This window comes from Telmatospirillum siberiense (assembly GCF_002845745.1).
Classification (GTDB): domain Bacteria; phylum Pseudomonadota; class Alphaproteobacteria; order Rhodospirillales; family Magnetospirillaceae; genus Telmatospirillum; species Telmatospirillum siberiense.
This window is the reverse complement of sequence record NZ_PIUM01000041.1, coordinates 1-12,597: the sequence shown is the minus strand read 5'-3', so window position 1 is coordinate 12,597 and position 12,597 is coordinate 1. Positions and strand designations below refer to the sequence as shown.

The 12,597-nt window shown below is 61.8% G+C and carries 15 protein-coding genes; all 15 read left to right on the top strand.

Annotated elements, in window-relative coordinates:
- Window positions 1–317 precede the first annotated feature (317 nt).
- The 15 genes from CWS72_RS24235 to CWS72_RS24170 all read left to right on the top strand — a co-directional run bounded on the left by CWS72_RS24235 (window position 318) and on the right by CWS72_RS24170 (window position 12,463).
- A complete protein-coding gene (locus CWS72_RS24235; protein WP_101253236.1) occupies window positions 318–1,517 on the top strand; it encodes an acetylornithine transaminase in 1,200 nt (399 codons plus the stop codon).
- 79 nt (window positions 1,518–1,596) lie between these two features.
- Window positions 1,597–1,944, top strand: coding sequence for a hypothetical protein (locus tag CWS72_RS27550; protein WP_146002872.1), 348 nt, complete (start codon window positions 1,597–1,599; stop codon window positions 1,942–1,944).
- A 274-nt stretch (window positions 1,945–2,218) separates the two neighbouring features.
- Entirely contained in the window at window positions 2,219–3,610 is a 1,392-nt protein-coding gene (gene nifE, locus CWS72_RS24230; protein ID WP_101253272.1) for a nitrogenase iron-molybdenum cofactor biosynthesis protein NifE, read from the top strand.
- 3 nt (window positions 3,611–3,613) lie between these two features.
- A complete protein-coding gene (gene nifN / locus CWS72_RS24225; RefSeq protein ID WP_101253235.1) occupies window positions 3,614–4,990 on the top strand; it encodes a nitrogenase iron-molybdenum cofactor biosynthesis protein NifN in 1,377 nt (458 codons plus the stop codon).
- A 40-nt stretch (window positions 4,991–5,030) separates the two neighbouring features.
- Window positions 5,031–5,450, top strand: a complete 420-nt coding sequence (gene nifX, locus CWS72_RS24220) for a nitrogen fixation protein NifX (protein ID WP_101253271.1) — start codon at window positions 5,031–5,033, stop codon at window positions 5,448–5,450.
- Window positions 5,447–5,923: a NifX-associated nitrogen fixation protein gene (locus CWS72_RS24215; protein WP_101253234.1), complete on the top strand. Its 477-nt coding sequence runs from the start codon at window positions 5,447–5,449 to the stop codon at window positions 5,921–5,923. The genes nifX and CWS72_RS24215 overlap by 4 nt, the downstream gene beginning before the upstream one ends.
- Window positions 5,924–5,934: 11 nt before the next feature.
- Complete coding sequence (locus CWS72_RS24210; RefSeq protein WP_101253270.1) at window positions 5,935–6,132, top strand: CCE_0567 family metalloprotein; 198 nt, start codon at window positions 5,935–5,937, stop codon at window positions 6,130–6,132.
- A 59-nt stretch (window positions 6,133–6,191) separates the two neighbouring features.
- Entirely contained in the window at window positions 6,192–6,494 is a 303-nt protein-coding gene (fdxB, locus tag CWS72_RS24205; protein ID WP_101253233.1) for a ferredoxin III, nif-specific, read from the top strand.
- Complete coding sequence (locus CWS72_RS24200; RefSeq protein WP_101253232.1) at window positions 6,494–7,075, top strand: nitrogen fixation protein NifQ; 582 nt, start codon at window positions 6,494–6,496, stop codon at window positions 7,073–7,075. Before fdxB ends, CWS72_RS24200 begins: the two co-directional genes overlap by 1 nt.
- A 449-nt stretch (window positions 7,076–7,524) precedes the next feature.
- Entirely contained in the window at window positions 7,525–7,845 is a 321-nt protein-coding gene (locus tag CWS72_RS24195) for a HesB/IscA family protein (RefSeq protein ID WP_101253231.1), read from the top strand.
- A gap of 14 nt (window positions 7,846–7,859) precedes the next feature.
- Complete coding sequence (gene nifU / locus CWS72_RS24190) at window positions 7,860–8,747, top strand: Fe-S cluster assembly protein NifU (RefSeq protein WP_101253230.1); 888 nt, start codon at window positions 7,860–7,862, stop codon at window positions 8,745–8,747.
- A 9-nt stretch (window positions 8,748–8,756) separates the two neighbouring features.
- Complete coding sequence (gene nifS / locus CWS72_RS24185; protein WP_420824084.1) at window positions 8,757–9,980, top strand: cysteine desulfurase NifS; 1,224 nt, start codon at window positions 8,757–8,759, stop codon at window positions 9,978–9,980.
- A 15-nt stretch (window positions 9,981–9,995) separates the two neighbouring features.
- Window positions 9,996–11,141, top strand: a complete 1,146-nt coding sequence (gene nifV / locus CWS72_RS24180; RefSeq protein ID WP_101253229.1) for a homocitrate synthase — start codon at window positions 9,996–9,998, stop codon at window positions 11,139–11,141.
- A 65-nt stretch (window positions 11,142–11,206) separates the two neighbouring features.
- Window positions 11,207–11,539, top strand: coding sequence for a nitrogenase-stabilizing/protective protein NifW (gene nifW, locus CWS72_RS24175; RefSeq protein ID WP_101253228.1), 333 nt, complete (start codon window positions 11,207–11,209; stop codon window positions 11,537–11,539).
- Window positions 11,540–11,623: 84 nt separating this feature from the next.
- Window positions 11,624–12,463 carry an NAD(+)--dinitrogen-reductase ADP-D-ribosyltransferase gene (locus CWS72_RS24170; RefSeq protein ID WP_101253227.1) on the top strand — a complete coding sequence of 280 codons (840 nt, stop codon included), beginning with the start codon at window positions 11,624–11,626 and terminating at the stop codon, window positions 12,461–12,463.
- The last annotated feature ends 134 nt before the right edge of the window (window positions 12,464–12,597 follow it).

Below are 12,597 nucleotides of genomic sequence, written 5' to 3'. Positions count from 1 at the left end.
ACGGGGTATCGCGGATTCGAAGGCGATGAGCCGGTTCCGCCCCTGGGCAATCGGGGGAACCAGATTGCCCAGGGGCCGCACGAACTTTCTCTCGACACCCGTTCGCATGGCGCGATATACCGTTCCCATGACCTGCAATTTTGCCGATCGACGTTCCGACTTCCGAGCTACCCGCCGTCTGGCGGGGACGAGGGTCGTGCGCGAGAGGTAGATCGTTTTTCGGTCGACTTGACGAAGGCCCCCGTCGGTAGCGATGGGGGCCTTCGTCGTTTTCAGGCCCGGTCTCCGTCGCTCCGTTTCACCATTAGGAGCAACAGATGACTTATGACCCATTAATCCCGCCGCTTGGCGATGTTGGGGCGGTGATGCCCATCACCCCGCGGCCGCCCATCGTTTTCATCGAGGGGCACGGATCGTGGCTGAGGGATCGGGATGGCAAGGACTATCTCGATTTCATCCAGGGCTGGGCGGTCAACACTCTCGGCCATTGCCCGCCCGCCGTCGTCGCGGCCGTGACGGAACAGGCCGCGAAGCTGATCAACTGCGCCCCGTCTTTTTTCAACGAGCCGATGATCCGGCTGGCGACATTGATCGCCGGGGCCAGCGGGCTGGATCAGGTGTTTTTCGCCAATAGCGGCGCCGAGGCCAACGAGGGGGCGATCAAGCTCGCCCGCAAATGGGGCCAAAAATACCGTGACGGAGCCTATGAGATCATCACCCTGGATCATGGATTCCACGGTCGGACCCTGGCGACCATGTCCGCTTCCGGAAAATCCCAGTGGGATGGCCTGTTCGAGCCCAGGGTTTGCGGTTTTCCCAAGGCCGAAATCAACGACATCGCCTCCGTCGAACGGGTCATCACCGGAAAGACCGCGGCCGTCATGCTGGAACCCATTCAGGGCGAGGCCGGCGTCATCGTGGCGGAGAGCGATTTTCTCAAGGATCTCCGGGCGCTGACGCGGCAGAGGGGCATCCTGCTGATCCTCGACGAGGTCCAGACCGGTATCGGACGGACCGGAAAGATGTTCGCCTTCCAGCATGAGGACATTCGGCCGGACATCATGACCTTGGCCAAGGGTTTGGGGGGCGGGGTGCCGATCGCCGCTCTGGTCGCGGAGCAATCGGTCTGTTGTTTCGACTATGGGGATCAGGGGGGCACCTTCAATGGCAATCCGCTGGTGACCGCCGTCGGATGCGCCATCATGGAAGAGGTTGCCAGACCGGGCTTCCTGGAAGGCGTGGCGAAATCGGGTGCTTACCTGGAAAAGCGGCTGATCGCCTTGTCGGAAAAGCATCATGGTCTCGGCGTGCGGGGAAAGGGGTTGCTTCTCGCGCTGGATCTCGGGCGCGACCTCGGCAACGAGGTCGTCGCCGAGGCCCTGCGGCGCGGCTTGCTGCTCAACGCGCCACGGCCCCATCTCCTGCGCTTCATGCCGGCCCTCACCGTCACCGGCGAGGAGATCGACCGGATGATCGGCATCCTGGACGGGATTCTGGAGGCTTTCCCCTCATATTAGTGTCTCAGGGCCTGTGGACATTCGGCGATTGGCCGGATGTCCGTCGTCCTCTTGATCGTTCCGGGGCCTCCGGCTTTTGATGAACCACCAAGGCACCAAGACACCAAGGCGTCTTTTGGATCAGTCGGCGGCGGCCAATCTGCGCCGCAGGCATTCGGCCGACAGCCGATGGCAGGACGGGAAAATGCCGGTGGGACACTCCGCCACCTTGGTGCCTTGGTGGTTCAAAATATTCGGGGGTGCCTTTCTGGCCATTGGGGAACCGGAGGCAACGGGAAAAGTCTTAAGAGGCTGTGGAAAAAGTCTTCGTGACATCATTTCCGTCGTCATCCCCGCGAAAGCGGGGATCCATATTGTGGTACGCGCATTGTCGGGACAGCAAATATTGATTCCGATAGAGCATGGATTCCCGCTTTCGCGGGAATGACGAAGAAATTCCGACTTTTTCCGCAGCCTGTTAAGGCGCCCCATCAAGGGGCCTGGCCGTCATGAATGTCCACACGCCCTAAGTTTATATGACGCCTGAACGACGGCGGCTTTGTTCGCCATGTCCGCCCGGCGCATCGTCGGACGCATTGTCCGTTGTCCGACAATCGACCCGACAAAAGGAAACGGCGAAATATCAAGTTATTGAAAATAAATGATCTATTTTTTGGCCTAAGGTTTGCATCCATCAGTCTCGGATCGCGATGGAGGTCTCCATGTTGCAAGCCAAGGTGCAAGAGGTCTTCAACGAGCCGGGGTGTGCGACCAACCGCGGCAAGACCGAAAAGCAGCGCAAGGCCGGCTGTGCGAAACAGTTGACGCCGGGCGCCGCCGCCGGCGGTTGCGCTTTCGACGGCGCCAAGATCGCCTTGCAGCCGATCACCGATTGCATCCATTTGGTGCATGGTCCGATCGCCTGCGAAGGCAACGGCTGGGACAACCGGCACGCCAAATCGTCGGGGCCGGAGACCTACCGGATCGGCGCCACCACCGACATGAGCGATCTCGACGTGGTCTACGGCGGCGAGAAGAAGCTCTATCGCGCCATCAAGGAGGCCATCGCGCGGTTCGATCCGCCGGCCGTCTTCGTCTATCAGACCTGCGTGCCCGCGATGATCGGCGACGATATCGTCAAGGTCTGCGAAGTCGCCTCGCAGAAATTGGGCAAACCGGTCATTCCGGTCAATGCGCCGGGGTTCGTCGGCAAGAAGAACCTGGGCAACAAGCTGGGCGGCGAGGCTTTGCTCGATTATGTCATCGGCACCGAGGAGCCGGCGGTGACCACCCCCTGCGACATCAACATCATCGGCGATTACAACATCGCCGGCGAACTCTGGCAGGTCGAGCCGCTGCTCACCGAATTGGGCATTCGCGTGCTGGGGCGGATCACCGGAAATGCCCGCTATCATGACGTCACCGTCGCCCATCGGGCGCGCATCAGCATGATCGTCTGTAGCCAGGCCTTGATCAACGTTGCCCGCAAGCTGGAGGAACGCTACGGCATTCCCTACTTCGAGGGCTCTTTCTACGGCATCACCGACACCTCCCAGGCCTTGCGGACCATCGCGCGCATGCTGGTCGAGCGCGGGGCTCCGCCCGATCTGCTGGAGAGGACGGAAGCCCTGATCGGGCGCGAGGAGGCCAAGGTCGAGACCCGGCTCGCGGCCTATCGGCGGCGGCTGGAAGGCCGGAAGGTGCTGCTCTATACGGGCGGTCACAAATCCTGGTCGGTGATTTCGGCTCTGGGCGACGTCGGCATCAGGGTGATCGGCACCAGCGTGCGCAAATCGACGGCGGACGACAAGGAGCGCGCCCGGGACCTGATGGGCGAGGATGGCAAACTCTACGAAGCCCTGCCGCAGAGCGAGATGTACCGCATGCTGAAGGAGGGCGAGGCCGACATGATGCTGTCCGGCGGGCGCACCCAGTTCATCGCCCTGAAGGCCAAGACGCCGTGGCTCGACATGAATCAGGAGCGGCACCAGGCCTATGCCGGCTACGTCGGAATGCTGGCCCTGGTCGAGGAGATCGACAGGGCGCTGGCCAATCCCGTCTGGGAGCAATTGCGCCTGCCGGCCCCCTGGGACGACATGGAAGGGGAGGGCTGACCGATGGCCGAAGTTGTCGCCTCGCGCAAGTCGCTGACGATCAATCCCTTGAAGATGAGCCAGCCCCTGGGGGGCGCCATGGCCTTCATGGGCGTGGACAGCTGCATGCCCCTGTTGCACGGCAGCCAGGGATGCACCGCTTTCGGAATGGTTCTGCTGGTGCGCCATTTTCGCGAGGCGATTCCGTTCCAGACGACGGCGATGAACGAAGTCACCACCATCCTGGGCGGTCTCGACAATCTTGAGCAGGCCTGCGTCAACATTCATAAGCGGACCCAGTGCAGGGTCATCGGCATCTGCACGACGGGTTTGACCGAAACGCGGGGCGAGGATCTGGCCGGCGACATCAGGCTGATCCGGCAGCGGCATCCGGAATTGGACGGGGTGGCCCTGGTCGCCGTGCCGACTCCGGATTTCTCCGGAGCCTTGCAGACGGGTTGGGCGAAGGCGGTCACCGCCATGGTCGAACAGCTGGTCCAGCCGGCGAGCGGATCCGTCGCCGGGCAGGTCAATATTCTGGCCGGCAGTCATCTGACGCCCGGGGATATCGAGGAAATCCGCGAGATGGTCGAGGCCTTCGGGCTGGAGCCCATCATCCTGCCCGATCTGTCCGGTTCGCTGGACGGACATGTGCCTGACCATTACGTGGGAACCACCTACGGCGGGACCACCGTCGAGGACATCCGCGCGATGGGGGCTTCTGTCCACACCATCGCCATCGGCCGCCAGATGGGACCGGCCGCCGAAGCCCTGGCGGCGAAGGCCGGCGTGCCCTTCACCGTGCTCGACCGCCTGACCGGGCTGGTCGCCGTCGACGCGTTCGTCCGCCTGCTGCAAAAGATTTCCGGCCGTGGCGCGCCGCCCAAAGTGCGCCGCCAGCGCAGCCAGCTCCAGGATGCCATGCTGGATGGGCATTTTTCCTTCGGCCGCACCAAGGTGGCCTTGGCGGCCGAGCCGGATTTGCTGTTTTCGCTTTCGGCCTTCCTCGCGGAGATGGGGGGCGAGGTGGTCACCGCGGTGACCAGCGTCGAGTCTCCCGTGCTTGATCTGGTTCCGGCCGCCCGGGTGGTGGTCGGCGACATGGACGATTTCGAGCGGAGCGCGGCCGAACAGGGCGCGGCCCTGCTGATGACTCATTCCCATGGCCGGATGGTCGCCCATCGCCTGGGGGTGCCGCTGTTCCGCGTCGGTTTCCCCATGTTCGACCGGCTGGGCGCGGCCCATCAGCGGACGGTCGGCTACAAGGGAACCCGCGATCTGATTTTCGCACTGGGCAATCTGTTGATCGAGCATTCCCACGAGGACGGTCCAGACGAATGGCCGCCGCTTGGCACCGGCGTCCCGGTGGAGGACGGCCATGCGCCGGCTGCGACTCATTGACGGCGCCGGCGCCGCGCCGGTCGAAAAGGAGGAAGGGTTTATGAAGGTCGCGTTCGCTACCAATGATCTGAAAAAGGTCGACGCCCATTTCGGCGGCGCCAAGCAGATGGTTTTCTATGAAATCACCGAGGACTCCTCGCGGCTGATCGAGGCCGTGCAATTCGACAATGCCAGTGCCGAGGACGGCACCCATGACCCCTCCGACAGCGACGACCGGTTGGGGCCGAAGGTCGACGCCTTGAAGGGCTGTTCCCTGCTTTTCGTGCTGGCGATCGGGGGCCCCGCCGCGGCGCGGGTGATCGGCCTCAAGGTCCATCCCATCAAGCTGCCGGCGGTCGAGCCGATCAGCGATGTCATCAGCCGTGTCCAGGGCATGCTCAAGGGCAACCCGCCGCCGTGGCTGCGCAAGGTTCTGCAAACCGAAAATCACAGTATGGATTTTCTTGAGGAGGATGCATGAGCGACGTGCTGACCGCCGATGCCGAGGCCGACGCCCAGGCACTGCAAAGTCCGTTCCTGCGGGCGCTGATCTCGCTGATCCGCGCCCAGGACCGGTTCGGAACCTGGGACAAGAAGGACGAGGGCCAATTGCTGGCCGAATATGTGATCGACAAGGAGAAGCGCAAGCTGATCCCCATCGTCGGCGATCCGGATCCCGACCAATTGTCGCGTCTCGAATGGTTCTATGGCGCCGTCGGATTGCAGGTGGAAAGCCGCACCGGGGTGATGGCGTCGCCGATCATGCAGATGTCGCACGAGGGGTTCGGCCGCATGGTGGTGACCGCCGGCCGCCTGGTGGTGATCAACAAGCATTTGCGCGATGTCCATCGGTTCGGCTTTCCGAGCCTGGCCAAGCTGGCCGCCGAGGGGGCCAAGGTGGTCGACGATGCGGTGGCCTGGATCGAGAAGCATCCCGATGTGGCCAAGGCGTGATGGGGGGCGGGATGAGCGAAATCGATGATTTGAAGGCCGAGATCAAGAAGCTGTCGGCTCAGGCGATCAAGGCGAAGATGGATCTGCACGATCTTTCGGAGGAGTTGCCCGTTGGTTGGCAAACGGTCGCCTCCGTCGCCACCCAGACGCAGACCGCCTATCAGAAGCTGCATGAGGCGCGTGAGCGCTTGAAGAGTTTGGAAGGCTGAACCTGGCGGCGAACAGCCGCTATCGACCATATGGATTATTGTTTTAGGAGATCGGACACATGACGTATCAGGCGCTGACCCGTGGTGGCCAACCCTGGCAACCCTTGTTCATCCAGTCGATCGATGGCGACGCCTGCATCGGCTGCGGCCGTTGTTACAAGGTTTGCGGCTTCGACGTGCTGGAACTGAAAGCGATGACCGAGGATGGCGATATCGTCGAACTCGATTCCGACGAGGAGATTGAGAAGAAGGTGATGACCATCGGCAACGGCGACAATTGCGTCGGTTGCGGCGCCTGTTCCCGTGTCTGCGGCAAGAGTGCCCAGACCCACGGGGCGGCCGACATCATGGCGTCGGCCTGATGTCGGCGCCGGCGGCAGGCGCCTACGGGCGGTTGATGGCGGGCGGCGGACATCGCGATCCTTTCGATCGCCATGTCTTCGCCTGCGTTCTCGCCGCCGGCCTTACCCAGAAAGAGCAGACGCCGTGGGATTTCCTGGGGCTTTCCCCGGCGGTCCTGCGGCTTCTGCTCGCCAGTTATTTCCCCGCCGCGGGTATCGTCGTGCCGATGCATGCGCGGTCCGCGGACGAGGAGATGATCGAGGAGGAGGATTTTCGTTTTCTCCTGCTGTCCTATCGGGCCCGCAACGTGCCCGAGGAGGAATGGCTCGCCACCATCGTGGCGAGACGGGCGCAGGCGGCCAATCACCTGTGGGAAGATCTCGGCCTGACCAGTCGGAATGATCTCAATGGATTGATCCGCCGCCATTTCCCGGCGCTGTTCGCCATGAATGACAAGAACATGCGCTGGAAAAAGTTCTTCTACCGCATGATGTGCGAGCAGGAGGGCTTGAGGCTCTGCAAATCGCCCAATTGTCAGCAATGTCCGGACATCGGGACGTGTTTCGAGGCGGAAAGCCCGCTGCTGCGCAAGGCCGGGTAAGGGCCGCGGTCCGACGCCATCGTCTCGATGGAGGCCCCGGGGCTGTGATTTTGCCCTCAATACTTGGAAAGATTCAGAGGCGACCGCTCAATTATAAGTCGTCATGCCCGTGCTTGACACGGGCATCCACGTGCCCGCTTCAAATGATGTCGGCCGATCCACTGCAACCATGGATTGCCGGATCAAGCCCGGCAATGACGGTTTTGGGTTGTGCTCACCACTCAAATAGAGGCGACGCACGGATCCTTTGCCGGACAATCGTGGACTTGATCCGGCAATCCTCCCACCCCGCCCGCCAATGGAATGTCGGCATTGTCGCATCTGCGACAAGATGGCGGGATGTCGCAGTTCTGACAAACCGCTAATCATTAAAAATCAATAAGTTATCTATTGGCACGGCATTTGCTTTTCTCTCTTCGTGGGCCCAAGCCTGCAAGGAGATTCGGACGATGATCGCTCTTACCGATAATGCCGTGGATGCCGTTCGCCGTGTCCTGGAAGACTCCGAAGACGGGGTGGCGGGATTGCGGATCAGCGTGGAGACCGGGGGCTGTTCCGGCTACCTCTACAAGCTCGGCCTGGAAAGCGAACCGCTGGACGGTGACGCGGTGGTCGATTTCGCCGGGGTGAAGGTTTTCGTCGATTCCGACAGCTGGCCTTTGCTCGATGGCGCCGAGGTGGACTTCGTCGAAGACGTCTCGGGGACCGGTTTCGTTTTCAACAATCCCAATGCCAAGGCCAAGTGCGGCTGCGGCAAGTCGTTCTGCTGAGGGGGGACAAGCCGATGTGGAACTATTCCGAGAAGGTCCAGGAACACTTCTTCAATCCCCGGAATTCCGGCGTTCTCGATGATGCCAACGGCGTCGGAGAGGTCGGCTCCATTTCCTGCGGCGATGCGCTGAAGCTGTTTTTGAAGATCGATCCGGCGAACGATACCATCACCGAGGCGCGCTTTCAGACCTTCGGTTGCGGTTCGGCGATCGCCTCTTCCTCGGCTTTGACCGAAATCATTATCGGCAAGACCATCGACCAGGCGCTGTCCGTGACCAATCAGGACATCGCCGATTATCTGGACGGACTGCCGCCGGAAAAGATGCACTGTTCGGTGATGGGCGCCGAAGCGCTGCGGGCGGCGATCGCCAACTACCGCGGCGAAGTCTGGACCGACGACGACCACGAGGAAGGCGCGTTGATCTGTAAGTGCTTCGGCGTAGATGCCGGCATGATCGAGCGCGCCGTTCGCGTCAACAAACTGAACTCCATCGAACAGATCACCAACTACACGAAGGCCGGAGGAGCCTGCAAGACCTGCCACGAGAAGATCGAGGAGGTTCTTGGCCAGGTTCTGACGGCTATGGCGGCCGAAGGTGCCATCGATACAATCCCTGCCCCCTCTTGTCCGGTGGCGCCTTCGGCCCCAGTCCATAAACCGATGACCAATCTGCAGAAGATCCAGTTGATTACGACGGCGATCGAGGAACTGCGGCCCACCTTGCAGCGCGACGGCGGCGATATCGAACTGGTCGATATCGACGGCGACACGGTCATGGTCAATTTGCGCGGCTCCTGTGTCGGATGCCAGATGTCGTCGATCACCCTGTCGGGCGTCCAGGAACGTTTGATGATGGTGCTGGGCAAGCCCGTGCGGGTCATTCCCGCCCAAGCCGCCTGAGGGAGACGCATGATGACGGTTTCAGCCTCGCCCCGTACCGTCTATCTCGACAACAACGCGACGACGGCCTGCGCGCCGGACGTGGTGGCCGAGATGCTGCCCTTCTTCACCGAGCAGTTCGGCAATCCGTCATCGATTCATGCCATCGGCGCCAGTGTCGCCCCCGCCATCCGGACGGCCCGCGAGCGGCTGCAAAACCTGCTGGGCGTCGCCCATGAAAGCGAGATCGTCTATACGTCGGGTGGTACGGAATCCGATACGACGGCGATCATTTCGGCCTTGCGGGCCTACCCCGAGCGCCGGGAGATCATCACCTCGGCGGTGGAACATCACGCGGTTCTGACGGTCTGCGAGCATTTGGCCAGGCATGAGGGATACAAGCTGCACGTCATCCCGGTCGACGGGCAGGGGCGCCTCGATCTCAAGGCCTATGAAAACGCGTTGTCGGAGAATGTCGCGGTCGTCTCCATCATGTGGGCCAACAACGAGACCGGAACCATCTTTCCGATCGAGCATCTGGCGCAGATGGCCAAGCCCTACGGCATTCTTTTCCATACCGACGCGGTGCAGGCCGTCGGCAAGGTTCCCTTCCGCCTTTCCAATTCGGCGATCGACATGTTGTCGCTATCCGCCCACAAGATCCATGGGCCGAAGGGCGTCGGCGCCCTTTATCTGAAACGCGGCGTCAAATTCCGTCCGCTGTTCCGTGGCGGGCATCAGGAGCGCGGGCGCCGGGCCGGGACCGAGAACACCGCGGGCATCGTGGGGTTGGGCAAGGCCGCCGAACTGGCGCAGGCCGGCTTCCGCGACGAAAACATCCGCGTCCGCTCGCTGCGCGACCGGCTGGAGCGGGAACTGATGGCCCTGATCCCCAACACCATCGTCACCGGCGACGTCGAACAGCGATTGCCCAACACCACCACCATCGCCTTCGAATTCGTCGAGGGCGAGGCGATTCTGCTGATGCTCTCCCGTGCCGGCATCGCCGCCTCGTCGGGATCGGCCTGCACATCCGGATCGCTGGAGCCTTCACATGTCATGCGGGCGATGAACATTCCCTTCACCGCCGCCCATGGCGCCACCCGCTTTTCCCTGTCTCGCGACAATACCGAGGAAGACGTCGATCGGGTGATCGCCGTGTTGCCCGGCATTATCGAGCGGTTGCGGGCCATGTCGCCATATTGGTCGTCCTCGGCCCGGGCCCCGGCAGAGTTCCAACCCGCCTATTCATGACGAGGAGATCCGCGAATGATGGATAAACTGGTCGTCATTAACGACACGACATTGCGGGACGGTGAACAGATGGCCGGTGTCGCCTTCACCAGCGACGAACGGCTCGCCATCGCCAGCATCCTCTCGGCGGCCGGCGTGCCCGAACTGGAGGTCGGCATCCCGGCCATGGGGGACGAGGAACAGGAGGAAATCCGGGCCATCGTCGGACTCGGCCTGACGGCGCGTCCGATCGCCTGGTGCCGCATGCGCGACGACGATCTGCAAGGCGCCATCGCCACCGGCGTTCCAATGGTCAATCTGTCCATTTCTGTGTCCGATCAGCAAATCACCCACAAACTGGAGCGCGATCGCGCTTGGGTGCTGGCGGAAATCGAGCGGATGGTGAAAAAGGCGCGGGACGCGGGGCTCGATGTGGCGGTGGGCGGCGAAGACAGTTCTCGGGCCGATCCCGACTTCCTGCTGCGCGTCATCGAGGTCGCCGAGCGCGCCGGGGCCCGGCGGTTCCGTTTCGCCGACACGCTGGGCATTCTCGATCCCTTCACCACCCATGACGCCTTTCTGCGGTTGCGCCGGGCGACGGCGATGGAACTCGAAATCCACGCCCATGACGATCTCGGTCTGGCGACGGCCAATTCCCTGGCGGCGATCCGGGGCGGGGCGACGCATGTCAACACCACGGTCAACGGCCTCGGCGAGCGGGCCGGCAATGCGCCGCTCGAGGAAGTGGTGGTGGCGCTCCGGCATCTCTATGGACGTCCAACCGGGGTCGCGGCCAGCGACCTCAAGTCGATTTCCTCGCTGGTCGCCGGGGCGTCGGGACGTCCGGTGCCGGTGAACAAATCGATTGTCGGCGAGGGGATCTTCACCCACGAATCCGGCATCCACGTTCACGGCCTGTTGCGCGACCCGGCCAACTATCAGGCGCTCGATCCCAAGGAGCTGGGCCGCCAGCATCGTCTGGTGCTGGGCAAGCATTCCGGTCTGGCGGCGGTGTTCTGGGCCTATGGCGAGTTGGGCATTTCCATCGAGGAAAAGCAGGCGCGCGTCGTTTTATCGCGCATCCGCACATTTGCGGCGACCACCAAGCGTTCGCCGGGGACCGAGGAATTGCTCGATCTTTATCGCGAGACACGGTCCTTTGGCGTCAGTGCATGCCAATAGGGCCGGGGCCGGAGGCGACGGCATCGCGCAAGTGTCTATTCGGAAATTAGGGCAGGAGACGAACGATGAGTGAATTTCTCGACACCTTGGCGGGGCTGTCGTCGGCCGAAGAGTTTCTGGATTTTCTCAAGGTTCCATACGATCCCCAGGTGGTGCGGGTGAATCGTCTGCATATCCTGAAGCGCTTTCACGATTATATCGGTCAATCGGGCCTGCCCGGCGCGGCCGATTCGGTCGAGCTTGGCCGCGCCTATGCCGGCGCGCTGGAGCGCGCCTATAACGATTTCGTCAGTTCCAACGCGGTGACGGAAAAGGTTTTCAAGGTTTTCCAACAGGCCGAGGCCGCCAAGAAAGCCAATTTCGTGCCATTGGCGGCGATTTCCCGCAAAACCTCGTGACGGACGGGGATTATCGTTCCTTCACCAGTGCCCCCTAAGGTATAGCTTTTCTTAAAAGCAAAAGGGGGAAATGCGGTGGCGCATATGGGGGAGGAGACGGAATCCCGTCGACTTGGGCATAGTACCAATCTGGTCGGGTTGCCCACCGACCTGCTGGCCAGCACGGCTTTCAACGCGCATCCGGTATCCCTGCATATCTCGGGGTTGCGCGAGATGAATCCCAGCCTCTTCGAGATGCTCTCGCAGGCGGAAAGCCAGGACGAGGCGGGAGAGGCCTTCTATAAATATATGATGGCCATGTTCGGCATCGACCCCGAACAACAGGACCATGATCGGGGCGATCAGGCCAAGACCAAGCAGTCGGTCCGCCATTACCATGCCAGCTTCCTGCGCTTGCTGAAGGGGTGGGGCTACGACTCCAACGGTCCGGAAGGCGCAGTGTTGAAGGGGTGGGTGGAAAGCCGGTTCGGTCTTTTCCCGACCTATCACAAGGAAACGATCACCCGTTTCTCATCCGACGGCTGGATGACCTATATCTCGGAGAAGATGTCCAGCCGCTTCCACAACAACTCGATCTATACCCAGCTCGACATGCTTTATGAATTCTGTCAGTGGGTGTTCGAGCGCTACGGCGATCCTCAGGATTCCCAGATGACGCTTTACCGTGGCGTCAATTCTTTCGACGAGCACCAAATCGTGAAGCGTATCGACAAGAAGACCGTGGTCATGCGCCTCAACAATCTCGCCTCCTTCAGCACTGACCGCGAGGTCGCCGACTGTTTCGGCGACACCATCCTGACCGTCGTGGTGCCGAAGGTGAAGATCGTCTTCTTCAACAATCTGCTGCCCATCCACCCTTTGAAGGGGGAAGGCGAGTGTCTGGTGATCGGTGGCGACTATCTGGTCAGCGCCAGCTACTTTTGAGGATGAGGCGGGGTCCGAAATAAAGTGGCACCGGCCTTATATGAGGGGCGGCGTGTCAACGGGAAAGTTTTTTCTGGAAGAGCTTTCTGGTTCAGGCAAGCATGGGGGTTTGGCCGACCATCGGGTCGGCCATG